Origin of the sequence: Reyranella sp. CPCC 100927 (genome assembly GCF_007859315.1) — a bacterium.
GTDB lineage: Bacteria > Pseudomonadota > Alphaproteobacteria > Reyranellales > Reyranellaceae > Vineibacter.
The window spans coordinates 132687-157906 of the sequence record NZ_VOHA01000009.1 but is presented as its reverse complement, the minus strand read 5'-3'; the positions used below and the strand labels follow the sequence as shown (position 1 = coordinate 157906).

General features: G+C 66.9%; 22 protein-coding genes. 7 read left to right on the top strand and 15 right to left on the bottom strand.

Annotation, left to right across the window (positions count from 1 at the left end):
- Positions 1-48 precede the first annotated feature (48 nt).
- Genes FQU96_RS23575 through FQU96_RS23560 form a run of 4 tightly spaced genes read left to right on the top strand, consistent with a single transcriptional unit; the run spans position 49 to position 4302 of the window.
- Complete coding sequence (locus FQU96_RS23575) at positions 49-702, top strand: TetR/AcrR family transcriptional regulator (protein WP_178130672.1); 654 nt, start codon at positions 49-51, stop codon at positions 700-702.
- Complete coding sequence (locus tag FQU96_RS23570) at positions 699-2174, top strand: acetyl/propionyl/methylcrotonyl-CoA carboxylase subunit alpha (protein WP_146543799.1); 1476 nt, start codon at positions 699-701, stop codon at positions 2172-2174. The genes FQU96_RS23575 and FQU96_RS23570 overlap by 4 nt, the downstream gene beginning before the upstream one ends.
- A 1-nt stretch (position 2175) precedes the next feature.
- Positions 2176-2682, top strand: coding sequence for an acetyl-CoA carboxylase biotin carboxyl carrier protein subunit (locus FQU96_RS23565; protein WP_178130671.1), 507 nt, complete (start codon positions 2176-2178; stop codon positions 2680-2682).
- A gap of 12 nt (positions 2683-2694) precedes the next feature.
- Positions 2695-4302, top strand: a complete 1608-nt coding sequence (locus FQU96_RS23560; RefSeq protein WP_146543797.1) for an acyl-CoA carboxylase subunit beta — start codon at positions 2695-2697, stop codon at positions 4300-4302.
- 295 nt (positions 4303-4597) lie between these two features.
- Here the strand turns inward: FQU96_RS23560 and FQU96_RS23555 are convergent, their stop codons facing one another.
- Complete coding sequence (locus tag FQU96_RS23555) at positions 4598-5134, bottom strand: hypothetical protein (RefSeq protein WP_146543796.1); 537 nt, start codon at positions 5132-5134, stop codon at positions 4598-4600.
- A gap of 52 nt (positions 5135-5186) precedes the next feature.
- On the opposite strand from FQU96_RS23555, the gene pobA reads away from it, so the two are divergent.
- On the top strand, positions 5187-6368 hold the full coding sequence (gene pobA / locus FQU96_RS23550) for a 4-hydroxybenzoate 3-monooxygenase (protein WP_146543795.1): 1182 nt from the start codon (positions 5187-5189) through the stop codon (positions 6366-6368).
- Here the strand turns inward: pobA and FQU96_RS23545 are convergent.
- Both FQU96_RS23545 and FQU96_RS23540 read right to left on the bottom strand, forming a co-directional pair.
- Positions 6362-7474 (bottom strand): P1 family peptidase, encoded by a 1113-nt coding sequence (locus FQU96_RS23545; RefSeq protein ID WP_146543794.1) that lies wholly within the window; start codon positions 7472-7474, stop codon positions 6362-6364. The genes pobA and FQU96_RS23545 overlap by 7 nt on opposite strands.
- Before the next feature lie 12 nt (positions 7475-7486).
- Positions 7487-8857, bottom strand: coding sequence for an MFS transporter (locus tag FQU96_RS23540; protein ID WP_146543793.1), 1371 nt, complete (start codon positions 8855-8857; stop codon positions 7487-7489).
- A gap of 104 nt (positions 8858-8961) precedes the next feature.
- On the opposite strand from FQU96_RS23540, the gene FQU96_RS23535 reads away from it, so the two are divergent.
- On the top strand, positions 8962-9672 hold the full coding sequence (locus FQU96_RS23535; RefSeq protein WP_218574836.1) for a helix-turn-helix transcriptional regulator: 711 nt from the start codon (positions 8962-8964) through the stop codon (positions 9670-9672).
- Positions 9673-9681: 9 nt separating this feature from the next.
- On the opposite strand, the gene scpB is transcribed toward FQU96_RS23535, so the two are convergent.
- The 7 genes from scpB to FQU96_RS23500 form a co-directional block, all read right to left on the bottom strand.
- Complete coding sequence (scpB, locus tag FQU96_RS23530; RefSeq protein WP_146543792.1) at positions 9682-10554, bottom strand: SMC-Scp complex subunit ScpB; 873 nt, start codon at positions 10552-10554, stop codon at positions 9682-9684.
- Between the two features lie 12 nt (positions 10555-10566).
- Positions 10567-11469: a ScpA family protein gene (locus tag FQU96_RS23525; RefSeq protein WP_146543791.1), complete on the bottom strand. Its 903-nt coding sequence runs from the start codon at positions 11467-11469 to the stop codon at positions 10567-10569.
- A gap of 143 nt (positions 11470-11612) precedes the next feature.
- Complete coding sequence (nagZ, locus tag FQU96_RS23520) at positions 11613-12644, bottom strand: beta-N-acetylhexosaminidase (RefSeq protein ID WP_146543790.1); 1032 nt, start codon at positions 12642-12644, stop codon at positions 11613-11615.
- A 121-nt stretch (positions 12645-12765) separates the two neighbouring features.
- Entirely contained in the window at positions 12766-13725 is a 960-nt protein-coding gene (locus FQU96_RS23515) for an SPOR domain-containing protein (RefSeq protein ID WP_146543789.1), read from the bottom strand.
- A gap of 6 nt (positions 13726-13731) precedes the next feature.
- A complete protein-coding gene (argS, locus tag FQU96_RS23510; RefSeq protein ID WP_146543788.1) occupies positions 13732-15483 on the bottom strand; it encodes an arginine--tRNA ligase in 1752 nt (583 codons plus the stop codon).
- 326 nt (positions 15484-15809) lie between these two features.
- Positions 15810-17246: a glutamine synthetase family protein gene (locus FQU96_RS23505; RefSeq protein ID WP_146543787.1), complete on the bottom strand. Its 1437-nt coding sequence runs from the start codon at positions 17244-17246 to the stop codon at positions 15810-15812.
- Between the two features lie 222 nt (positions 17247-17468).
- A complete protein-coding gene (locus FQU96_RS23500) occupies positions 17469-18785 on the bottom strand; it encodes an aromatic ring-hydroxylating dioxygenase subunit alpha (RefSeq protein ID WP_146543786.1) in 1317 nt (438 codons plus the stop codon).
- Between the two features lie 98 nt (positions 18786-18883).
- Between FQU96_RS23500 and FQU96_RS23495 the strand changes: the two genes are divergently transcribed.
- On the top strand, positions 18884-19684 hold the full coding sequence (locus tag FQU96_RS23495; RefSeq protein WP_146543785.1) for an IclR family transcriptional regulator C-terminal domain-containing protein: 801 nt from the start codon (positions 18884-18886) through the stop codon (positions 19682-19684).
- Positions 19685-19751: 67 nt separating this feature from the next.
- Here FQU96_RS23495 and FQU96_RS23490 read toward each other — a convergent pair whose 3' ends face one another.
- The 5 genes from FQU96_RS23490 to FQU96_RS23475 all read right to left on the bottom strand — a co-directional run bounded on the left by FQU96_RS23490 (position 19752) and on the right by FQU96_RS23475 (position 25086).
- Positions 19752-20402 (bottom strand): hypothetical protein, encoded by a 651-nt coding sequence (locus tag FQU96_RS23490; protein ID WP_146543784.1) that lies wholly within the window; start codon positions 20400-20402, stop codon positions 19752-19754.
- Between the two features lie 114 nt (positions 20403-20516).
- Entirely contained in the window at positions 20517-20702 is a 186-nt protein-coding gene (locus FQU96_RS42260) for a hypothetical protein (RefSeq protein ID WP_178130664.1), read from the bottom strand.
- Positions 20703-20888: 186 nt separating this feature from the next.
- Positions 20889-22109 (bottom strand): OmpA family protein, encoded by a 1221-nt coding sequence (locus tag FQU96_RS23485; RefSeq protein WP_146543783.1) that lies wholly within the window; start codon positions 22107-22109, stop codon positions 20889-20891.
- A gap of 17 nt (positions 22110-22126) precedes the next feature.
- On the bottom strand, positions 22127-24244 hold the full coding sequence (locus FQU96_RS23480) for a serine/threonine-protein kinase (RefSeq protein WP_146543782.1): 2118 nt from the start codon (positions 24242-24244) through the stop codon (positions 22127-22129).
- A 647-nt stretch (positions 24245-24891) separates the two neighbouring features.
- Entirely contained in the window at positions 24892-25086 is a 195-nt protein-coding gene (locus FQU96_RS23475; protein WP_146543781.1) for a hypothetical protein, read from the bottom strand.
- Between the last annotated feature and the right edge of the window lie 134 nt (positions 25087-25220).

The window sequence follows — 25220 nt, the reverse complement described above, 5'->3', positions numbered from 1 at the left end:
GTATTCACTTTTCGTCATGATACAAGGCCGAAACGACGCCGCCGAGTCATGCCGATAGCCACGCCGCAGCGCCGCACGCGCGAGCAGCGCAAGCTGGATCGGCGGGCCGCAATCCTCGCCGCCGCCCGCACCGCCTTTGCCCAGAAGGGCTTCGCCGGCGCCTCGATCATCGAGATCGCGCGTGCCTGCGATATCGCCGACGGCACGATCTACAAGTACTTCGCCAGCAAGCAGGACCTGCTGTTCAACGTCATGCGGCAGTTCTACGAGGGACTGATCGCCGACGTGGAGGCCGGCGTGGCGCAGCAATCGACGCTGGCCGCGCGGCTGCGCTTGCTGGTGCGCCGCCAGATCGAGGCCTTCGTCGAGGACGAGGACCTTTGCCGGCTGTTCATCCGCGAGGTGCGCACCGCCGACGACTATCCTGATTCGCCGCTGCACGACCTGAACCGGCGCTACACGTCGATCGTGGTGCGCATCCTGGAGACCGGTATCGCGGCCGGCGAGGTGCGGGCCGACCTCAAGCCGCGGCTGGTGCGCGACATGCTCTATGGCGCGATCGAGCATATTGCCTGGAAAGCCGTCAGCCGGGGCGGCCGCCTGCGCATCGAGCAGACCACCGATCAGCTGCTGGGCATCGTGCTGGACGGAATCGTACCGCGCACCGGCGCGCCACGCAGCCCCATCACGAGGGTCACATGAGTCGAATCGGCACGGTGCTGATCGCCAACCGCGGCGAGATCGCGCTGCGCATTCTGCGCACGGTCAAGGCCAGCGGCCGCCGCGCCGTTGCGATTTTCCATGAGCTGGACGCCGGATCGCCGGCGGTCCGCGAGGCCGACCTCGCCGTGCGCATCGACGGCGCCACGCCGGTGGCCGCCTACCTGGATGGCGCACAGATCATCGCCGTGGCGCGCGATGTCGGCGTCGATGCCATCCATCCCGGCTATGGCTTCCTGTCCGAGAACGCCGCCTTCGCACGCCAGGTCGCCGACGCCGGCATGGTGTTCATCGGGCCGACGCCCGAGGCCATCGATCTGATGGGCGACAAGGTGCGGGCGCGCGCCTTCGTGGCAGCCCGCGGCTTTCCCGTGGCACCGTCGGCCATCGAGGACGACGATCCCGCCAGCTTCCCCAAGCGTGCCCGGGCACTGGGGCCGCCGCTGCTGATCAAGCCGGCCGCCGGCGGCGGCGGCAAGGGCATGCGCATCGTTCGGGACATGACCGCTCTCGACTCCGAGATCGAGCGCGCCCGTAGCGAAGGCCAGCGCTATTTCGGCGATGGCCGGCTGTACGTCGAGCGCTATGTCGAGCGGCCTCGCCACATCGAAGTCCAGGTCCTGGGCGATGCCCACGGCAATGTCGTGCATCTGTGGGAGCGCGAATGCTCCGTTCAACGCCGTTTTCAGAAGGTGATCGAGGAAACGCCCTCGCCGGCGCTGACGCCGGCCGAGCGGCGCGACATCTGTGATGCCGCCGCCGGCATTGCGCGCGCCGTCGGCTACCGGAACGCCGGCACGGTCGAGTTCATCTATGGCGATGGCGCCTTCTATTTCCTGGAGATGAACACGCGCCTGCAGGTCGAGCATCCGGTGACCGAACTGGTGACCGGCCGCGACCTGGTCGCCGACCAGCTGCGCATCGCCGAGGGCGAGGCGCTGGGCTACGGCCAGGGCGACGTGCGCCAGAACGGCCATGCCATCGAGCTGCGGCTCTACGCCGAGGATCCGGCGCGCAACTATGCCCCGACCACGGGACGGATCGCGCGCCTGCGCTGGCCCGACATCGCCGGGTTGCGCGTCGACAGCGGCATCATCGAGGGTCAGCGCGTGTCGGCCGCCTTCGATCCCATGCTGGCCAAGGTCATCGTGCATGGCGCCGACCGGACGGAGGCCATCGCGCGGGCGCGCCGGGCCCTGACGGAAACCGTGCTGCTGGGCATCACCACCAATCGCGAGTTCCTCGACCGCGTGCTGGGCGACGACTTGTTCGCGGCCGGCGCCGTGCACACCGGCTTCCTGGACGAACGCGCATCGCAGCTGGCACTGCCGCCGCCCGACCACGAGACACTCATGGCATTGGTCGCGGCCGCCGCGCTCAGTGACGACAACCTGCGCGCCGAAGCCGATGCGGTGCCGCCGCTCTATGCCGCCATCGGCGCGTGGAGGAACTGACATGCGCCGGCACTTCGAGATCGACGACACCGCCATCGACGCCGCGCTGATGCGCCATGGCGACGGCTATGCGCTCGAGGTCGGCGGCGAGCGTCAGGCGATCGACCTGTCGCCGCCGGCAGCCGATGGCGCCAGGACATTGCGCGTCGGCGATCGCCGCTATCGCGTCCATGTCGCGCGCGACGGCGATGCCACCTTCGTGCAGGTCGCCGGCCGATCCTTCGCGATCCGCACGATCGAGCCGTTGACCGTGTTTGCCCATGCCGGCGCCGCCAACGCCGACCTGACGGCACGCGCGCCCATGCCCGGCACCGTCGTTTCCATCCGGGCTCAACCCGGCGCACGGATCGCCAAAGGCGAGACCTTGATGGTGATCGAAAGCATGAAGCTGGAGACGGCGATCGCGGCCTGGCGCGACGGAACCGTGGACGCCTTCCACCTCGCCGTTGGTCAGACCTTCGATCGCGACGCGCCCCTGGTCTCGCTGCTGGCCGAGACGGCGGAATGAAGGGACGAGATCATGCGCCGCATTGAGACCCGCATCGACGTACGCTCCGAGGCCTTCCTCGCCAACCGCGAGCGCAACCTGGCGCTGGCCGGCGAACTGCGCGAGGCGCAGCGGCGGGCACGCTTCGAACGGCCGCAGCGCGACATGGACCGCCTGCGCCGGCAGAACAAGCTCTTCATCCGCGAGCGGCTGGAACTGCTGCTCGATCCCGGCACGCCGTTCCTGGAACTGTCGACCTTGGCCGCCAACCGCGCTTATGACGGCGAAGTGCCGGGCGCCGGCATCGTCAGCGGCATCGGTATCGTCGCCGGCCGCGAGGTGATCATCCATGCCGACGATGCCAGCGTCAAAGGCGGCGCCTGGTATCCGCTGTCGGTCAAGAAGATCGTGCGCACGCTCGACATCGCCATCGAGAACCGCCTGCCGGTGATCCACCTGTGCGACAGCGCCGGCGGCTTCCTGCCGCTGCAGTCGGAATTCTTCGCCGACCGCTACTATGCCGGCCGCATCTTCCGCAACCAGGCGATCCTGAGCAAGCTCGGCGTCCCGCAGGTGTCCGTCGTGCTGGGTCATTGCACGGCGGGTGGCGCCTACGTACCGGCGCTCAGCGACTATTCGGTGATCGTGCGCGGCACCGGCGCGATCTTCCTGGGCGGCCCGCCGCTGGTGAAGGCCGCCACCGGCGAGGACGTGTCGGTCGACGAACTGGGCGGCGCCGACATGCACACCCAGGTGAGCGGTACCGCCGACTATGCGGCGAGCAGCGAGCAGGAAGCGCTGGCGATGGCGCGCGACATCGTCGCCAACCTGCGCCGGCCGCAGAAGATGATCATCGAGCAGCAGGCGCCCGAGGCGCCCTACTACGATCCGGCCGAGCTCTACGGCATCGTGCCGCCCGATACCAAGGTGCAGTTCGACATGCGCGAGGTGATCGCGCGCCTGGTCGACGGCAGCCGCTTCCATGAATACCAGCCGACCTACGGCACGACGCTGGTGTGCGGCTACGCGCACCTGTGGGGCTATCGCATCGGCATCCTGGCCAACAACGGCGTGCTGTTCAACGACAGCTCGCTGAAGGCGGCGCACTTCATCCAGCTCTGCGACAAGAACCGCACGCCGCTTCTATTCCTGCAGAACATCACCGGCTTCATGGTCGGCCGCGAGTACGAGCGGCGCGGCATCACCAAGGACGGCGCCAAGATGATCATGGCGCAGGCCGGCGCCGAGGTGCCGAAGTTCACCGTGATCGTCAGCGGCTCGTTCGGGGCCGGCAACTATGGCATGGCCGGGCGCGCCTACGATCCGCGCTTCCTGTTCTTCTGGCCGCACGGCCAGATCTCGGTGATGGGCGCCGAACAGGCTGCCAACGTGCTGACCGACGTGAAGGTCCGCCAGCTGGCGCGACACGGCGGCACCCTGTCGGCCGAGCAGATCGCCGCCATCCGCGATCCCGTGCTGGAGGATTACCGCCGCGAATCGAGTGCCTGGTACTCGACGTCCCAGATGTGGGACGACGGCATGCTCGATCCGGTCGATACGCGCAACGCGCTGGGCATCGCGCTGTCGTGCGCGCTCAACGCGCCCTGGGGCGATCCGCGCTACGGCGTGTTCCGCATGTAAGCGCGTGAGCGCCGCGATCGAGGAGAAGGACCCCATGGGAGGAACGATCGCACGGGATGGCCGGGGACATCCGGGTCGCATGCGACAGAGGGAGACATGAGGTCCTTCACCACGATCATGGCCACCCGTCCGCAGCAGCAAACGTCGGCGATCGACATGGAGGAAGCGCGGCGCCAATGCGGCAATGCGATGATCTAGTGCGGCAAGCTCGCGACCTGCTGCAGCGCGATTGTCCAAACGCAGAAGAGGTGCCCGACGGGCACCTCTTCTGTCGACATGACGGCTGCGCGTTGAGCTAGAAGGTGCCATCCGTGCGTTGGCCCGGCCGCTCGGCAACCGGCGGGCTCACCACCGGCTCGCGCGCCTGTTCGCCGCGCACGATGTTGAGCGTGCCGATCGGCGTCATGGTGCCGCCGGCCTTCCCTGATGTTCTGGAAGCGCCACCGGCCTTGCGATCCGCGTCGCTGGGATGAATGGGCATCATCTTGCTGTCAGGCGCGACGCCTTTCATCTCACGGCCGGGCGTGGCGGGCGCGGGACGCATGTCGCGTACCGGGGTGACGTCGCCGTTGAGGTCGCGCATCAGCGCTGGATTGGCATCGGGAATGCGCGTCGGATCGGCCGCCTGGGCGGTCGCGCCGCCCATGACCATGGCAGCGGCAAAAGCAAACATCCGCATGTGGCGCGGCATGGTAAGACCTCCATGGGTTGGATGACTGGCTTGCAGGTCGTGAACAAGCATGGCGCAAACCGGGCAAAACGCGGTCGAGACGATGATTTGGGCGCGACGTCTTGAACAATGAGCGATCACATCACTGACGATCTTGTTCATTGGTCGCAGGTACTGCACGCTGCAGAGGACAAAAGAACGCAGGGGAAGGCTGATGGTTTCGCAGGGACGCACGCAGGTCGGGATCATCGGCGCCGGGCCTGCCGGTTTGCTCCTGGCGCGGCTGCTCAAACTCCATGGCGTCGAGAGCGTCATCCTCGAACAACGTGATCGTGCCTATGTCGAAGGCCGTGTCCGTGCCGGCGTTCTGGAACAGGGAACCGCGTCTCTGCTGGAGGAAGCCGGTGTCGCGGACCGGCTCAAGCGCGAAGGACTGGTGCACGACGGCATCGAGATTGTCGTTCGCGACCGCAGCTTTCGCATCGACTTTCGTGACCTGACCGACAAGACGGTGGTCGTCTATGGCCAGACGGAGGTCACCAAGGACCTGATCGCGGCGCGACTGGGGGGCGACGGCCCGATCGTCTGGAATGCCGCAAACGTGACGATCCACGATATCGACAGCGCGCGGCCAAGGCTTACGTACCGGTGCGACGGGCAGGAACACGAACTCACCTGCGATTTCATCGCCGGCTGCGACGGCTTTCACGGTGTCAGCCGCCAATCGATTCCGGCAAACGCGCTGCGCCATTTCGAGCGGGTCTATCCGTTCGGATGGCTCGGCATCCTGGCCGACGTTCCGCCTTGTTCGCACGAGCTGATCTACGCCAAGCATGCGCGCGGATTTGCCCTGGCATCCATGCGCTCACCGACGCGCAGCCGGTACTACATCCAGTGCAGCCTGTACGAAGACCTGGATGAATGGCCCGACGCCCTGGTCTGGGAGGAACTCAAACGCCGGCTGGGAAGCGAGGCCGCCGCGCGGATGACGACAGGACCGGCGATCGAGAAGAGCATCGCACCGCTGCGCAGCTTCGTGGCGGCCCCGATGCGCCACGGTCGTCTGTTCCTGGCCGGCGACGCGGCACACATCGTGCCGCCCACCGGCGCCAAGGGACTCAATCTCGCAGCCTCGGATGTGTATTACCTCTGTCGCGCGTTGACGGCTTTCTACGGCGACAAGCGAACCGATCTGCTCGACCGCTACTCCGAAACGGCGCTGGCCCGCGTCTGGAAGGCCGAGCGCTTCTCGTGGTGGATGACCACGATGCTGCATAAGCTGCATGACGAGACCAGCTTCGAGGCACAGATGCAGCTTGCCGAACTCGACTACCTCGCCTCCTCGCGCGCCGCCCAGACGGCGCTGGCCGAGAACTATGTCGGGTTGCCCTACTGAGCGACCGCACGTGCGCCGACGAGTTGCGCCAGCCGGTCACCGTCGATCGCCTTGACGACACGCCCGCGTCTGCCCGTCATGGTTTCGGCCGCGCACAGGGCATTGAGGACCGCTTCATCGACGCAGCTCACCGTTGCCAGGAAGACCGCATCCATCTCGGCATCGCCCAGGGCGCGAAAGCCGACTTCGGCCGGCATCGGTGCCTCGCCCGGGTCATTCGCCGTCGAGAAGGCGAGGAAGATGTCGCCCGAGCCATTGCTCGACGGCGTTCCCGCCCGGCCGATGCCGATGCCGATGCGCTTGGCGATACGGTTGAGCTGGGTCGGCGTCAGCGGCGCATCCGTTGCCAGAACGACGATGATGGAACCCTGCTCTCGCTTGTAGACGCGATCCTCCGGCATAGCCGGCCCGACGGGAACACCGCACACCTGCAGCCAGGGTCTCAGCCCGTGATTGGCCTGCACCAGCACCCCCAGGCTGAAGGTGCCGGCCCGGGTTTCGACCAGGCGCGATGCAGTCCCCGTGCCACCCTTGAACTCGTACGAAATCATGCCGGTCCCGCCGCCGACATTGCCTTCGGGAACAGCGCCGCCAACCGCGCTGTCCAGCGCATCCAGGACATGCCGCTCGCTGACATGCTGGCCGGCGATATCGTTGAGCCAGCCGTCGAATGTTTCCCCGACGATCGGCAGGGGCCATTGGGTCTCGCCCATCTTGCCGGGAAATTCGCGGATCAGCCAACGCGCGGCGCCATGATGGGCCATGCCGAGCGAGCAGGTGTTGGTGATGAGCACCGGACCATGAAACCAGCCTGCCTCGTTGATCCAGTGGCAGCCCGTCAATTCGCCGTTGCCGTTCATGGCGAAGTTTCCCGCCCAGCACGGATGCAGCATGGCCGAGCGGGCACGCGGCAGGATGGCCGTGACACCCGTCCGGATCGCATGTTCGCCATCACCGGCAATCAGCGTGGTCATGCCGACGCTCACGCCGGGGACGTCGGTGATGGCGTTGAGAGGGCCCGTCTTGCCGGACAGCGGCAATCCCAGCCCACGGGCGCGTTTACGTCCGTTCGAAGAAAAGACGATCGGATCGTGTACGGTGCGCATGTCCCTCTCGTTTCATTGCCGGCATTGGGGGATCATAGCGCCCAGAAAAAACGCCGCTACTGCCGCAACCACGAGCAGGCCTGCGGCGATCGCGAAGACGATATGCAACCCGCCGATCAACGCATCCGCATCGCCATGGATCAGCGCACCGAACAGGGCCACCCCGGCAGCGCCGCCGGCCTGCCGCACGGTGTTGAGGGCGCCCGATGCGATGCCGGCGCGCCGCTGCTCAACAGATGCCAGCACGGCGCTCGTCATCGCCGGTACCGCCAGACCGGGCCCGCAGGAGACCAGGCACAATCCCGGCAGCAACGCGGTGTAAGGCGTCTGGGCATCGATGCCGATCAGCAGGACATAGCCTGTCGCCCCAGCCACCAGGCCCATCAGCATCGGCAGGCGGGCACCGAAGCGGCTTGTCAAACGCCCGGCCAAGAGATTGGCGCCGCCCACCAAGGCCGCCACCGGCAGGAACGCCAGGCCCGTCCACAACGGCGACAGGTGCGCGACGTGCTGGAAATAGAGCGCCATCACGAACAGGAAGCCATACATCGTGAGGTTGACCATCAACCCCACCGTGAGGGCGGCTGAGAACGCCGCGCGCCGAAACAGGCGCAGCGGCAGCATGGCAGCATCACCGCCGCGGGCTTCGACCCATATGAAAGCGACGGCCGCCACCACGGCCAACGCAGCCGCTACCAGCAGCACCGGATGGCGCAGGCCCAGGACGGGCGCTTCGATGATGGCCGCCATCAGCGCAAACAGCGCGATGACCGCCAGCACGACGCCTGTGAAGTCCAACCGCGGGCCATCCTTCGGGTTCGCGACCACCGGCACCTGACGGCGGGTCAACGCAATGGCCAGCGCCGCGATGGGGATGTTGACCAGGAAGATCGAGCGCCAGCCGAGGGTGTCGACCAGGACGCCGCCGACGATGGGACCGGCCGCGACAGCGAACGCACCGGCTGCGGTCCAGATACCGATCGCGCGTGCACGGTCGCGCGCGTCATCGCAAGCCTGCGCCAAAAGACTCAGCGAGGCCGGCACCAGCATGGCTGCCGCCACACCCTGCACCGCACGCGCGACGATCAGGGAAGCGATACCCGACGCCGCCCCGCACGCGGCGGACGCGAGCGCGAACAGGACGAACCCGGACAGGAAAACACGGCGCGCGCCCAGCCGATCGCACAAGGCACCGCCGCTCATCAGGAGCGCTGCGAAAGCGACGGAATAGGCATCGACGATCCATTGCAGGCCGGTCATTGCCGTGCCCAAGGCAGTGCCGATGCGCGCGACCGCTACATTGACGATCGAGACGTCGAGCTGCACCAGCACAAAGCCGAAGCTCAGCGTCAGGATCATGGCGAGTGGTTGTTGGCGTTTCATGCCTCCAAGATACGGAGCCGCGCCTGGCCGATGTTTCAGTATCGACTGAAACATCGACCGCGGAATGGCGTTACCTTCACGGTACGCACGCCAATGGAGGCACCATGTTGGACTCGGGAATCGCACAGGCCGCCGCCCTGATCGGAGAGCCGGGGCGTGCCGCCATGCTGATGGCGCTCATCGATGGGCGCGCGCTGCCGGCCGGCGAGCTGGCGTACATCGCCGGCCTGACGGCACAGGCCGCCAGCAATCACCTGGTGCAGCTGATCGAGGGTGGCCTGCTGGCGGTCGAGCGCGAAGGCCGGCACCGCTACTACCGGCTGGCGGATGTGCAAGTCGCCACCGTCCTGGAGGCGCTCGCGGCATTGGGCGGACCGCCGCGCCCGCTGCGCCAACCACGACTGCCGCAGCAGCATGCGTTCTGCCTGGCGCGCCGCTGCTATGATCATCTCGCCGGCCGCCTGGGTGTCACACTGGCGCAGGAACTCGAGACCCGCCAAATCCTCATCACGGCGCCCGATCAGCCGGCCGCGCTGAAGCTGTACGACATCAGCAAGCACGGCGCGGGGTGGTTCACAGCCCTTGGCCTGGACGTCGCGGCCATCAAGCCGACGCGGCGGGGGCTGGCGCGGCGTTGCCTCGACTGGACGGAACGCCGACACCACGTCGGCGGCCTGTTGGGCGTGCGCCTGATGCAGCGACTGGTGGAGATGGCGTGGCTATCCAGAGACCGCCAGAACCGCGTGATGCGCGTCACCGATGCCGGAGACCGCGGCTTGCGCAAATTGCTGAATATCGATGTCCGCGCCCTGTAGTGGCCAGGACTACTCCGCCGCCTGCGTCTCCTTGGGCGGGCTCTCGTCGGCGCCGGTGTCAAGCGGCTCCGTCGTGTCCTCGTCGTCTTCCAGCGGCAGGTCCGCTTCCTCGGGCCGATAGATCGAGACCTCGGCCCGGGCGTCGAGCAGGCCAGCGGCTTTCAGTTCGTCGTGGCCCGGCAGGTCCTCCAGCGCGCTCAGCCCGAAATGCTCCAGGAAAAACGGCGTGGTGCCCCACGTCACCGGCTTGCCGGGCGCCCGCCGGCGTCCCATGGGCAGGATCCAGTTCTGCTCGAACAGGAAATCCAGCGTTCCCTTGCTCAGGCCCACGCCGCGGATCTGCTCGATCTCGGCCCGCGTCACCGGCTGGTGGTAGGCCACGATGGCGAGCGTCTCCACCGCGGCGCGCGAGAGCTTGCGATTGATCGGCTGCTCGATCTTCAGCCGCTGCGCCAGATCGGGTGCCGTCCGGAAGCCGTAGCCGCCCGCCACCTTCACCAGGTTGACGCCGCGCGCGGCGTAATGCTCGGCGAGTTCGGCCAGCAGCGCTTCGACGTCGGTGTCGGGCGGCAGGCGATCGGCCAGCGCATCGAGGCTCAGCGTGTTGGCCGACGCAAAGATCAGCGCCTCGACCAGCCGCAGGTTGTGCGCATGGCGATCCTCGGGCGATGGCTCCACGGCTTCAGGCGCCGCGGACTCCACCACCTCATCCTCGGCGGGGTCGTGGTCCGGAGTCTCCGTGCCCTCATCCTCGGCAGCGTCGGGCGCCGGGGTCTCCGTCACCTCGTCTTCCGCGGCCTCGGATGCCGCTGCCTGGGCCGCCTCGTCCTCGGCCGCCGGGGCCTGGAGGGCATTGTTGTTGTCGTCGATGGTGTCCGTCATGCGTCCATTCCCTTACGGCGCCGGTGCCGGCTGCGGCCGGTCATCGTCATCGACACGCGCCTCGGTGCGCTTGCGCAGGAAAATCGGGCCGAAGGTCTCGGTCTGGCGCAGCTGCACGAGACCATCCTTGGTGAGCTGCAGCGACGCCACGAAAGTGGCCGCGATGGCGGACCGCACCTTCATGGGATCGGTGAGTCCGGGCGGCAGGAAGGTGGCGATCGATGCCCAGTCGATGGCAATGCCCAGCATGCGCGACAGCCGCTCGGTCGCCTCCTCGGGCGAGAAGAACTGCATCGCCGCGATGTGATAGGAATCAGGCTTCTTGGGCTTGTGGATCTCGCCGTAGGCCTTGAGCACCTCGTAGAGCTGCAACTGCCACTGCGACTTGCGCACCACCAGCACGCCCTCGGGCTGGCCCCGGTTGAACGTGTCGACACCCAGGCGCGGCCGCGCCATCAGCCGCGTCCCGGCCTCCTGCATGGCCTCGAGCAGGCGCAACTGGCGCTGCAGCGCCTCCGCCATCTGCTCGCCGCTCGGCTCCTCGTCCTTGGGCGGCTCCGGCAGCAGCAGGCGCGACTTGAGGTAGGCAAGCCATGCCGCCATCACGAGGTAATCGGCCGCGATCTCCAGCCGCAGGCGCCGGGCGCTGGCGATGAACGCCAGGTACTGGTCGACCAGCGCCAGCATCGAGATGCGCCGCAGGTCGACCTTCTGCTCGCGTGCCAGGACCAGCAGGATGTCGAGCGGACCCTCGTAGCCTTCCAGGTCGAGGATCAGCTCGCCTTCGCCCGGTGCGATGACCTCCGGCTGGCCGCTGTCGAAGCTGGTATCGCCAGCCGCCGGAGCCGACTCGGCCGCGACCGGCGCGGCGTCGGCCGGAGGATCGGTTGGCAGCGGAGCGTCAGCGTCGGTCATGAGGGCGCGTCGCGTGTCATGACTACTAGATGTAGTCTATCGAAACCCTGGACCGCCACCAGATTCGCGACAGCCTTATCCCCAATCCCCTAACGTAAAAGGCCAGTCGTTACAATGTGTTGGGTGATTCGGCCAGGCGGCGCCTATGCCACCGGACGATCCAGCAGCGCCGCCAGGCGGCGGCGCATGCGCTCCAGGGTGTCGGCGTCGGCACCGTCGGCCGCGGCCTGGCGCTGCCGGTCGGCGCGCGCCACGCGCGCCTGCGCCGCCGGCGTGAGCGCCGGAACGACCGCCGCGATCTCCTGCATCTGCGCCATGTCGCCGTTGCAGTGCAGCGCGACATCACAACCGGCGGCGAGCCCGGCCCGTGTGCGCTCGGCGTGGGTGCCGTCCAGCGCCTGCATCGACAGGTCGTCGGTGACCAGCAGGCCGTCGAAGCCGATATGGCCGCGGATGACCTCGCGCACCACGCTCTCGGCCGTCGTCGCCGGCTGGTTGCTGTTGAGGGCGCGATAGAGCACGTGCGCCGTCATCGCCCACGGCAGGTCGGCCAGCGCCCGGAACGGCGCGAAGTCGCAAGCCTCGAGTTCGGCCCGTCCGGCATCGACGACCGGAAGCTCGAAATGACTGTCGGCGTGCGCCCGGCCATGCCCCGGCACATGCTTCATCACGGGGATCACGCCACCGGCCAACAGGCCGTCGGCCTGGGCACGCCCCAGGGCGGCAACGGTGGCCGGCGTGGTGGCGAAGGCGCGATCGCCGATGACGGAGTGTGCACCGGCGGTCGGGACGTCGAGCACCGGCGCGCAGTCGACATCGATGCCGAGCGGCGTCAGGTCCGCCGCCAGGAGCCGGCCGTTCAGGCGCGACGCCTCGATCGCCGCCTCGGGATCGCGCGCGTGGAGTTCGCCGAACAGCGCCGCCGGCGGCGCGACCCGCCAGTATGGCGGCTTCAGACGTGCGACACGGCCACCCTCCTGATCGATCAGCACGGGCGCATCGGCCCGACCGACACAATCGCGCAGGTCGCGTGTCAGCGCGCGCACCTGGTCGGGCGCGGCAACGTTGCGCTTGAACAGGATGAAGCCCAGCGGATCGGCATCGCGGAAAAAAGCGCGCTCCGCAGCCGACAGGCGCTGGCCTTCACAGCCAAAAATCACCGCAGTCGTCGTCATGACAGCCCTATCCGCAATCACCGTCATCCCGAGCGCAGCGAGGGATCTCCTGCGTGGGACGCACGTTACGCCATTCGCGGGAGATCCCTCGCTGCGCTCGGGATGACATGCATGGCCTCGCCTATCGCGGCGGCAGCAGCACGCAGCCGACGTTGCGGTTCTTGAGCTTGGCGCAGGTGTCCTTGGCCTGCCTCTCTTCCAGCGGACCGGCCTGCACGCGATACCAGATCCCCTTGTCGCCGAGGTCGGCCCGTGCCGACTGCATGCGCAGGCTGCCCAGCACATCGCCGTTGGCCTTTTGCAGCCGCGCCCAGGTGGCCTTGGCCGTGTCCTCCGACCGCTCGGAGGCGACCTGGATGCGATAACCACCACCGGCCGCCGGACCGTTGAGGCCATCCACGATGGAGCCGATCGACGGGCCACCGCCGGTGTCGCTGATCTTGGGCTGCTGTACGGCCGGATCCGGCGCGGTGCTGGCCGTGGGCGGCGGCGCCGGCGGCGTGGCTGCCGGAGTCGGTATCGGGGTCGGGGTGGGTTGCGTGCCCGCCGTCGTGCTGGGCGGCGTTGCGGTCGAGGGCGGCGTCGACGCGGGCGGGCTCGGCTCCGACGGCGGCGTCGGCGCGGCCGTCGTCGGCATCCGCGGCGTCGCCGGCGGCGGCATCAGCCGTTCCGGCGGCAACGGCACCGCATTGGGATCGACACGCCGATAGGCGTCCACGTCCTGGTTCGGAATCTGTTGCCCCTTGGGATCGTCCGGCTTGACCTTGGCCGGCCCGTCCGCCGGCCTGACCGTCGGGATCGGCAATCCCGGCCCGCCGCGCTCGATATCCTGCTTGTGCGCCCAGTAGACCGTGCCGCCGAAGCTGGACAGGGCCGCGATCGTCACCATGACGGTCACGATGGTGCCGCGGCGCTGGTTGACGCGGTACAGCAGCGACGGCGATTCCTCGCCGGTCTGCTGGGCCGCGATGTCATCGAGCGAGAGGGTGCGAACCGCCGGTTCGGGCTGCCACGCCGGCTCGGCTTGTCCGGGGTGGTACACAACAGGCCCGCCAGCCGGCAGCGGGGTACGCTGGAACATGGTTTCTTATCTCATTTCCTCGGCAGGGGGGACGCCGAAGATTCCAAGTCCAGATTGTATCACAAAACCAACAGCTTGCACCAATGCGATGCGTGACAATGTGAGGTCGCGGTCAGCCTCGACCACGAACCGCAGGCTGCTGTCCTCCTTGCCGCGGTTCCAGTGGGCATGGAACTGCGAGGCAAGCTCGTAGAGATAGAAGGCGATGCGGTGCGGCTCATGCGCCTGGGCCGCCGCCTCGACCTGTCGCGGCCACTGGGCCAGCAGCTTGATCAGCGCCAGTTCGCCGGCATCGACCAGCCGGCCGTGCGGCGCGACCGCCAGGGTTGCTGCATCGAGCTGATCGAAACCGGCTGCGGCGGCCTGGCGCAGCACCGAGCGCGTGCGCGCATGGGCGTACTGCACGTACCAGACCGGGTTGTCGCGCGACTGCTCGGTCGCCTTCTCGAGGTCGAAGTCGAACGGTGCGTCGTTCTTGCGCGTCAGCATGGTGAAGCGCACGACATCGGGCCCGACCTCGTCGAGCAGGTCGCGCAGGGTGACGAACGTGCCGGCGCGCTTGGACATGCGCACCAGTTCGCCGCCCTTCAGGATGCGCACCAGCTGGCAGAGCTTGACGTCGAGCGCGCCCTTGCCGGCGGTGATGGCCTTCACCGCCGCCTGCTGGCGCTTGACGTAGCCGCCGTGGTCGGCGCCCCAGACATCGATCATCTCGGCGGAGCCGCGACGGAACTTGTCGTAGTGATTGGCGATGTCGTTGGCGAAGTAGGTCCACGACCCGTCCGACTTCTTCAGCGGCCGATCGACATCGTCGCCGAACTGCGTCGAGCGGAAGAGTGTCTGTTCGCGATCTTCCCAGTCGTCGGGTTTCTGGCCTTTGGGTGGCTCGAGCCTGCCCTGGTAGATCAACCCCGCATCCGACAGCGCCTTGAACGCCGCATCGACCGCACCGCTTTCCACCAGCGCCCGTTCGGACGTGAAGACGTCCATGTGCACGCCCATGGCATCGAGATCGGCGCGGATCGAGTCCATCAGCTCGTCGATGGCGAAGGATCGCGCGGCCGGCAGCCAGACATCTTCCGGCTGGTTCAGCCATTTCTGGCCGTCGCGCGCCGCCAGCTTGCGGCCGACGTCCTTGAGGTACTCGCCCGGATACAGGCCTTCGGGGATCGCGCCGATGGGCAGGCCGAGCGCCTCCTGGTAGCGCAGGTAGGTCGAGCGTCCCAGGGTGTCGACCTGCGCGCCGGCGTCGTTGATGTAGTATTCCTTGGTGACGGCGTAGCCCGCCTTGCCCAGCAGGTTGGACAGCGCATCGCCGACGACGGCACCGCGCGCATGCGCGACATGCAGCGGCCCGGTCGGGTTGGCCGACACATATTCAACATTCACCGGCGTGCCCTTGCCCAGCGTGCTGTCGCCATAGGCGGCGCCGGCCTTGAGCACATCGGCCAGGCGGGCGCGCCAGAAATCATCAGCCAGGCGCAGGTTGATGAAGCCAGGTCCGGCGACCGACGCCTCGGTCACATGGGCGACCTGACGCAGGCGGGCCACCAGCGCATCGGCGATCTCGCGCGGCTTCTTCCTGGCGCCCTTGGCCAGCACCATGGCCGCGTTGGTCGCGATGTCGCCGTGGCTGGCATCGCGCGGCGGCTCGGCCGTGATGGCGGAGAAATCGAGCCCTGATGGCAGCTCGCCGGCAGCCTCCATGGCCCGCAGCGCGGCAGTGATTTCGTCGGCGATATGGCGGAACAGGTTCATGACGTCCCAGGGCAAAAGGCGCACACGCCCCGGCCTTAGCGCGGCCGGCGGTGTTCTGGCAACCACTGTGGCGCCGCACGTATGACACGGCGTCATCCCGAGCGCAGCGAGGGATCTCCTGCGGCCAGGCGCACGTGCATTTTCTCAGGAGATCCCTCGCTGCGCTCGGAGGATGTGATCTTTATCGCTTCGCGCTGTCATTCCGAGCGTAGCGAGGAATCTTTCGGCAGTTTCTGGGCCGTTCGCGGCCGAAAAAGATCCCTCGCTACGCTCGGGATGACAGCGTGGGCCCATAACATCACAGGCTGTCGGGATGACAGGACCCCTCAGAACAGCTCGAAATACTCGCGCTGCTCCCACTCCGTGACCTCGGCCTGGAAGCGGGCGACCTCGGCCTCCTTGATGCGCGCGTAATAGTCGATGAATCCCGCACCCAGCCCTTCGCGGAAGCAGGCGTCGGCGCGCAACGCGGCGACCGCCTCGCCCAGCGATTTTGGCAGCAGTTCGGCGTCGGCCTCATACGGCGTGTCAGCCGACGGCCCCGGGTCGAGCTTGCGTTTCAGCCCGTCGAGGCCGGCCAGCACCTGCGATGCCATGTAGAGATAGGGATTGGCCGCCGGCTCGCCGACGCGGTTCTCGAGCCGGGTCGCCGGATCGCCGGCCATGCCCAGGGTGCGCACCATGACGCCGCGGTTGTCGCGCCCCCAGATGGCGCGATCGGGCGCCAGCGAATAGGGCCGGAAGCGCTTGTAGCCGTTCAATGTCGGCGTTGCGAAGGCCGCCGCCGCGCGGGCATGCGCGAGAAGCCCGCCGAGCCAGTGCCGGGCCGTCGGCGACAGGTCACTCCGTTCGTCGTGCGAGACGAACGCGTTGGCGCCGCTCTGGCGATCGCGCAAGGACTGGTGCAGGTGCCAGCCGCTTGACATCACATTGGGAATGCGCGGCCGGCACATGAAGCTGGCGTGATAGCCATGGCGTCGCGCGATCTGCTTCACCGCGTTGCGCAACAGCACCATCGTGTCGGCCGGCTCCAGCCCGATGCCGGGATGGAAGGTGAACTCGCACTGGCTGGGGCCGTACTCCAGCTCGATGCTGCGCAGCTTCAGGCCCAGCGCCATCACGTCGCGCCGCAGGATGTCGAACACCGGGTCGAACTGGTCGTAGCGCAGCTCGGTGAGATACTGGTAGCCCTGCGTCAGCAGCGCCACTTCGGGCGGCTCACCCGGCTGTCCGGAGTCGGTGGGCCGCAAACGCGGGTCGAGCAGTTTGAAGACGTGGAACTCGACTTCCAGTCCGGCCATGAAGTCGTAGCCGGCGGCGGTGAGGCGGTCGAGCACGGAACGATAGAGATGCCGGGTCGAGAACGGCACCGGGCGGCCATCGGCAAAGTAGAGATCGCACAGGACCCAGCCGGTCTTGGGTGCCCAGGGCAGTACGCGAAACGTCGTCGGATCGGCCACCATCACCACGTCGGCGGCGCCCTCCATCTCACGCATGCCGAAGCCGCCGCCCGCCGTGAACACCGGGAACACCGTGCGGTGCGCGGTATCCTTCGCCAACAGGGTCGACGTGACGGCACAGCCATCGCGCATCACGCCCACGGCGTCGGCGCCGATCACCGACTTGCCGCGCAGGATGCCGTGCTGGTCGGCGAACGACAGCCGCACGACCTCCAGCTCCTCGGCCCGGATCTGCCGCTCGACCTCGATCGCCGCCTCGACCTGCGCGGCGTTCCATAGCCCGTGACGATCAACCAAGCTCATGCCCCTCTCCGCCCACTCTCATCCCTCCCCCGAAGGGCAGAGCTGCCGCATGACACCATGAAAGGTCACCACAGAGACACAGAGGCACAAAGGCGGCACAGAGAAAGAAGGGTTGCGCGCCCTTGGCGCGCGATGGCGTCTTCCTCTGTGTCACCTCTGTGCCTCTGTGGTTAATCTTCTGGCCGTTCTGCCCGCCGGCACCACGCGCGATCGATGCCACGATCACGCTGCCGACTTCGCCCAGCTGGCATTGCCGCGGCGTTTGCGGTCGACGTCCTTCCAATAGGCTTCCCAGCCTTCGGCCGGGCCGATCGCGTCCATCGACGCCGGGCCGGTGATACCCGCCGCCGCGGCGCGATCGAGCACCATGATCGGCGTCTCGCCCTTCTCCATCTGCTCGATCGAGCGCAGCAGCAGGCGGCGATAGGCGATGATCGCCTTGTCCGACGTGCCCAGGTGCTCGCGCGTGCGGTCGGCGATCGGCCCCAGCGATTCGCAGGCCCACTGGTCGTGCACGTTGATGTCGAAGCCCATGCCCGTATAGGTCTTGGTGCGCTGTTCCTCGGGATCGTAGCCCCAGTTGTTGCTGCGGTTGAGCCGCGGCGTGTAGTCGGGCAGTTGGTAGAGCTCCAGACGCTGGCGGCGCATCTCGTCCTTGTCGACGGCACGGCCGAAGCTGGTGAACATCGCGTACCAGTAGTTGGTCGTATCGTCGACCGGCACGTGCCACTGCACGATCGTCATCTCGGCGCTCATCGGGATGACGAAGGCATTGGGAAACAGCAGGTTGGTGACCCGCAGATGCGTCTGCCGCTCGTTGAGCGGGCGGCGCGTCAGCAGGCGCAGGCCGAACGGCGACGGCTCGACCTCGATGATAGGCCGCGGATACTCGCGCATCAGCGTCGTCATCGGAATGTTGGAGTCGATCGAGGCTGCGCGGAACTGCTTGCCGTAGCCGGTCTCGGTGCTCTCGTCCTCCTCGAAGCGGTGCAGGAACGAGGCGTGCGCCGGATCGATGCCCACCTCCAGCGCCTGCAGCCAGTTGCATTCCATATGGCCCTTGAAGGCGAAGCTGTGGCTGTCGGGCGCGATGAAGCAGTCGAGGTCGGGAAAGGCCGGCGGTTCGCCGGCGCCGAGATAGGCGAAGATGATGCCGTTGCGCTCGCGCGCGGGATAGGCGCCCTGGCGGATGCGGTCGCAGTAACGGCTGCCCTCGGGCTCGGCCGGCATCTGCAGGCACTTGCCCTCGACGTCGAACAGCCAGCCGTGGAACGGACAGCGCAAGCCGCCATGCTCGCGCCGGCCGTAGGAGAGGTCGGCACCACGGTGCGGGCAGTCGCGGTCGAGCAGGCCCAGCCGTCCCTGCTCGTCGCGGAACAGCACCAGGTCCTGGCCCATCAGCCGCACGGCCTTGACCGGCCGCGGACCGGCCAGTTCCTCGGTCAACGCCACGGGCTGCCAGTACAGACGCATCAGCTTGCCGGCCGGGGCCGCCGCACCGGTCAGCGTCATGCGCGCGTTTTCTTCACGGCTGATCATGCTGTGCTTCCTCCCGACCGCGCCCGTTCGAATTTGTTCGATTATCGAACGTATGTTCTATAATATACCAACCACGATCCTCCAGCAACTCTGCGGTCATGGGACGACTTCGACAACAGGACGCCGACAAACGCGCCGAGCGCGACCACGGGCCGGACTTCTCCGAAGCGCTGGCGCGCGGTCTGACCGTCATTACCGCTTTCGATGCCGACCACCGCCAGTTGACCCTGAGCGACGTGGCGCGCGCCATCGACCTGCCGCGCGCCACCACCCGGCGCGCGCTCTACACGCTGACCCGCCTGGGCTACGTCGAAATGGAGGGCCGCCTGTTCCGGCTGGCGCCCAAGATCCTCCGGCTGGCATCGGCGTACCTGACGTCGAATTTGGTGTCGCGCGTTCTGCAGCCGGCCTGCGAGCGGATCTGCGAACAGGTTGACGCGACATGCTCCGTCGCTGTGCTGGACGGCGCGGAAGTCGTCATGGTGGCGCGCGCTTCCCCGGTCCGGCCGATCTCGGTCGGCCTGGGTGTCGGCTACCGGCTGCCCGCGTTCTGCAGCGCGCTGGGCCGCGCGATGCTGAGCACCCTGCCGGATGATCGTCTCGATGCCTTTCTCGAGCGTCTGGAGCCGGCCCCGGCGACGGCGCAAACGGTCACCGACAAGGCACGGGTACGGCAGGCGATCCTCGACGTCAGGGCCAATGGCTTCGCGCTGGTCGACCAGGAAGCGGAGGTCGGCTTCCGCTCACTCGCCGTCCCGCTGGTCCGCTACGACGGCGTGCCGGTCGCGGCGATGAACCTGGGTACGCAGATCGAGCGTGTCTCGCTCGACACCATGCGCAACGACTACCTGCCGGTGCTGCGCCGCGAGGCGGCGCGGCTGAAGGAGCAGCTGATCTGAGGCGTAGCGCGTCGCTACGTCTTCATAGTGAGCTTGTCCAACGAAACGGCGTGAGTTTTCCGATGATCTACCAGACGCCGGGCTGTGTGCGCTGGTAGTACATGCGGATCGGATTGAACGGTACGTCGATGCGCGCGAGCACGCGGGCTAGGCTCTGGTTCTGCTTGTGGACCGTTTCGATCAGCGGCAGGTACGCCTTGTAGTAGCTTGTCTGGTACTCGCCAATAGGGCTGTTGACACACGGGAAGCTGCCATAGCCGCCGCGCAGGCACCGGTTCAATTCCGACGAGAGAATGTTCGTGATCATCACGGCAATCAGTTCTTCGTCGCCTTTCGTGACACTCCCCTTTAGCCAGTTTCCGCTGATGACGCGCACCACATGCACAAGCTCGTGCATCAGGATTTCCATCGGCGTGTTGCCGGCCGCACCAGAGGAAGCGCACGGTGCCTTGGCGAAGGTGAGGGGCGTGAAAAAAATCGAACCGCCGTCGTTGTTGCCGCCGCCCCATGCATTGCAGGGGCCACCCCGGCCGTCATAGGGCTGCACCCTGGTCCATTGCGAAGCGGCGCGGATGAAGGTCTGTACCGCTCTGCCAGTGCGGAGGCTGTCGAGCGCGCGCAGCATTCCGACCACCTGTGCGACGTAGCGTTTGGCTTCGACGCCCTCCAAGCCGATCGCGCGGACCAGGAAGTGCTCGTACTTGTATTCGATCGTCATTACCCCGCACCCCTATTTCATTCCACGCCCCGAATAGAGTGAGCATTCACATTATATACGAGCCGATACCGTGTCCCCCATCAGACTTCCAAATAGGAATGATAAGGCGCGCTTTTAGGAGAATGCTGATTCCGACGAAGTCGCCCAGGTTTCCCGAATTGAAAGCGCCCAGTCTTCTGACCTGGAGACGCCGACCGATATCGAGGAGAATGCGCGGCGCAAAGCCGGCAAGAAAGAAATCCCGCTGTCGCCGATCGCCATCGAGATGGTGCGCTGTTCGAGATCGAGCGCGCCATCCATGGCCAGAGTGCCCAGGAATGGCGAGACGCACGACAGCGGTTGAGCCGGTGCTACGCACCTCCCTCATCGCAAGGCGGCCTACGCCGCAGGCGTACGGCGAAGACCAGCCTGGCCGGCATCAATCGGACCGCCGGTCGACTTCGATCGGAACCAGCGGCCGACTTGATCCTGGAACGCCCCACCGCTTCAGCACTGCGGTTTGACGCGGAACTCCACCCGGCGGTCAAGCGCGTCGCTGGCATCATCGCGTCCCGTGCCGACCATGGCCTCGCGCGGGCCGGCGCCGGTTGCGGTCATGCGGCCCGACAGCGCCGGTGCCAGCACGGTCAGGCGCCCCTGCACGGCTTGAGCGCGCTGCACCGACAACCGCTCGTTGACGTCGGTAGCGCCCGACGTGCTCGTATGTCCGCGGATCTCGAGGCAGGTCCGGCGCTGACTCGCGCGATCGGCAATCTGGCCCAGCCACATCGGGTATTGGCCGCCACCCTCCCCGGCGACGAACGCCGTCGATCCGGGCTGGAACAGCAGCTTGACGGCCAGCCGCTGATGCACGAGGCCGTAGTCCACGAGCTGGCCGAACTGCGCCGACGCCGCCGCCTCACGACCTAAGCGGTGGTTCACCAGGTACAGTCCGTTGAAGACGCGCAGTTGATCGCCGGCAGCCGCGGCGCGCGCGGTCTCGAATTTCGCAAGCGCCTGCTGCAGACGGCCGGCCTCGTAGAGCGTCATGGCTTCCTGCACCAGGGCGGCGGTTTCGATCCCGCGCACATACTGCTCGGGGATCGGGTCACCGACCTTGGTCCCCTGGCAGGTGTTCACGTAGCTGCGGATCGCCGAATCCTCCGACCATACCGGGCTCTGCTGGAAGAAGGCAGCAGGGCTGGAGTCAACACTCTCCAGCTGCGCACGGGCGACGCTCTTGGCCACTGTGCGGCCGCTCTTGAGATCGGCTATCACGAGGCAGAAGCGATAGGCCACCCGTGGTCCGGTCGTCTGGTTCGTGGCGTTGACCGGCGTGAACGTGCCGACCATCACCAGCGGTTGCTGCGCCACCGAGTCGGCCGTGAAGGGCACGATGCGATAGCTCGGATAGCGCTCGCGAATCAGGGTCGATATGCGCGCACCGATGCGGCGGGTGGCGGCGGACTGATCACCCGTGACGCCATCGACCAGCGGATCGATTACGACGACGCGCGGGCTGCCGGCATTGGCAGCCAGCACGGCGTTGGCGGCGTTGTCGACCGCCTGATCGAAAGGAAGGATCGGCGGCAAGGCCGGCGCCGTAGCCGGTGCCGCAGGTGGGGCGGCGGCTTGCTGCGGACTCTGCGCGCAGCCGACCATGACCACTGGTATCAGGAACGCCAACGCTGTGATGCCCAAGCATCGAGTTCGCACGATTGTCGACATTTTCTCCCCTCCGTGGATCAGCCCCTGCAGTTACTCCGAAGAAACGCCAGATCGGCATCCGACAACGGCTCGCCGATCTGGGCGCGTGCGTTAATCGCGCGGCAACGCGCGGCCGCGACGGTGTTTCCAGCCGTCGCAGGCTGGGGCTCACGTGGCTTCAGGCTCTCGTCGACCCTGCCAAGCGCCGATGCCTGCTCCCGCAGCGTCGCCAGCTGAGGTGCCGTCAGGTAACCCGACTCTGGATAGCCTCGGCCCTTCTGCCATGCCGCGATCATCTGGCGCGTGCGCGGCCCGAACACGCCATCAGTCCCTTGCGTGTTGAACCCCAGTGCGACCAGCGCGACCTGTACCCGGCGTCTGTCGACGTCGGACAGCCTGAGTTCGGCTTCTGTCGCTTCGGCCTGTTGCCTGGCCTCGGCATCCGCCCTCGCCTTGGCCTCCGCCTCTGCCCGCGCTTGTTCTTCCGCCGCACGCCGTGCAGCCTCTTGCTCACGCCTTTGTCCGGCTTCCCGGTCCGCCTGCTCTCGCTCGGCCTGGACCCTGGCTTCTTCTTCCGCCTTTCGCCTGGCATCGGCGGCCGCCGCCTGTTCAGCGTCGATCCGCTTGCGCTCTTCCTCGGCGCGCTGCTGCGCTTCGGCCGCCTGCCGCTCCTGCTCGCTCTTGCGCCGAGCCTCCTCGGCCGCCTTGGTGCGCGCTGCCTCGGCAGCCTTGCGATCCGCCTCAATCTTCGCCCGCTCCGCCTCCTGGCGCGTGCGTTCCTCGTCGGCGCGCCGCTTGGCTTCTTCCTCTGCCAGGCGTCGCTGCTCGGCCTTGCGCTGCGTTTCCCCGGCGGCCAGACGCGCCGCCTCGGCCTTCCGCCGGGCATCCTCTGCCGCTTTGGCGCGTGCCTCTTCGGCCATCCGTCGGTCGGCCTCTGCCTTCTCTGCCCTGGCTTTTGCTTCGGCCGTCTTGCGGGCCTCCTCCTCGGCGCGCTGGCGTTGCTGCTCGGTACGGCGCGCCGCCTCTTCAGGCGTTTCGATCGGCGGCTGGAAGACGACATAGGCTCCCGCGCCGGCGAGGCAAACAGCGACGACCGCTGCGCCAAGCCACACGCGGCTGCGGCGTTTCCGCGGCTGGACGTCGACTGTGACCGTCGATTCCATTTCCCGGAGCGGCGCGCGTGGCGGCGCAGGGCGTCTCGCGCCGTCCAAGATAATGCGACGCAAGTCGTCAATCGATTGCGGGCGGTCCGCCGCTTTCAGCGACAGGCCGGCATCGATGGCCGCCAGCAGTCCCGTCGCGTAGCGACCCTTGCCCGCCTCGGCCGCCGGCAGCATGGCGGTGTCCCCGGCCATGCGTTCGATCGCACTCGGTGGCTGCCGACCGGTGATACAGTGGTACAGTGTTGCCGCTAGCGCATAAATGTCGGTCCATGGACCCTGCTCGCCGGAAGCCACCTGTTCGAGAGCGGCATAGCCTGGCGTGTAAACGGCGGTCAGCGCCTTGAAGCGGCCCTGCAGCGCCATGCGCGATGCGCCGAAATCCAGCAGCGTCGGCCCGCCCAATACGTCCATCACGATGTTGTCGGGCTTGATATCTCGATGCAGGAAGCCTGCTTCGTGCACCTGCTCCAGCCCATCGAGCAGCGGATAGAGAAGCTGATCGATGACCAGCTGCGGTAGGCGACCCTCGCGTTTGAGGCGCGCTTCCAGAGTCTCGCCCCGGACCAGCGCCATCACCATGTACGCCGTGCCGTAAGCCTCCAGATAGTCGAACACATCGACAACGCCGGGAGCGTCGCCGAGCCGGGCCAGCGTCCGCGCCTCGGCCAGGAAGCGCTCGCGACCCCAGCGGAAATCCTCGGCGACCTGCGTCGAACGCGGCAGCACGGAAAAATCGGACTGGCGTACCGCGAAGCTGGTCGGGAGATATTCCTTGATCGCGACTTGACGGTCGAGCTGGACGTCAACGGCGCGATAGGTGATTCCGAAGCCGCCCTGGCCCAGAATGGCAAGGATCTCGTATTTGCCGACGCGCGTGCCCGGCGCCAGGGCAGTCAGGTTATCGGACCGCGTGACAACGGCGCTCGCACCGGAATGCTGCGGTGGTTTCTGGGGTTTGATTTCGCCGACCACGTCCGGATACTCCAGAATCATCTTCCTCTTCTTGCAACAGAGGGGCAGGACTTCTGCATTGACTGAAATGAGTGACGCGCGGGTATGCTAGTTTCGACGACGAGACGAGACCGGCGAAGACGGCGTGGCGATGCGGGCACCGGGTGCCAAGCTGCCGCTGGCCAAGGACGCCGAGGACTTCAGCTTCGAAGTCGCGCGTTGGGGGCACTGCGCGACGCGCGCGGGCCCCTCCTATGCACTACCGGTCGCATCCGTGACGCCTCCGTGCTTCGGCGTCACGGACAGAATCACAGCAGATTCATTCGAGGCAATGGCCCGACGATGTAGGTAATTGAAAGCCTCTCCGGAGCGATACAGTTCGTTACTTCTGGCCGATTTGCTATTTGCCCATCTCGGCCACCGTCAGGGCAGCGCTGAAGTCCCCGCTGACGGCCCTGAAGCGCCGTCTGATATAGTGCTTCCACAACCATTCGAAGTTCACGGACAAGACACCACGGCATTCCCCTAAGTAAATAAGTGATCACACACAGTACATTGGCCGATGCCGTGCCACCCCATCAGACTTTCTGATAGGAGCGATAAGACGTGCTTTGAGAGAGTGCGGACAGAGCTGGCGTCAAATGGCTGAGACTCGAATGCGGACGAACCTCATTCAGCCGTGCGACGGGTCAAGCCCGGGGATTGCTGGAAAGTCTAGAAGAGAAAGCCTTGGTAGAAGACGGCTTGTCGCGGCCGTTGTCGGCCTCGTATTCGTGATCGAGTTCGAGCCTGACGGCGGCCATCTGTCGGCGCTCCAAGTCAGTAATCCAGATCGCCTTCCACCGATCTGCCGCTCGGCTCATGGCGCCGAACATCAGCTTCAATAGTCTTCAGACGCCGGCGCTCCAGGCTGGTACCGACTATCGCTCGAGTGTGACTCGGGACTGTCATCCCGAGCGCAGCGAGGGATCTTTCGGTGCAGACGCACCCCGTGCGTCACTTGCAGAAGATCCCTCGC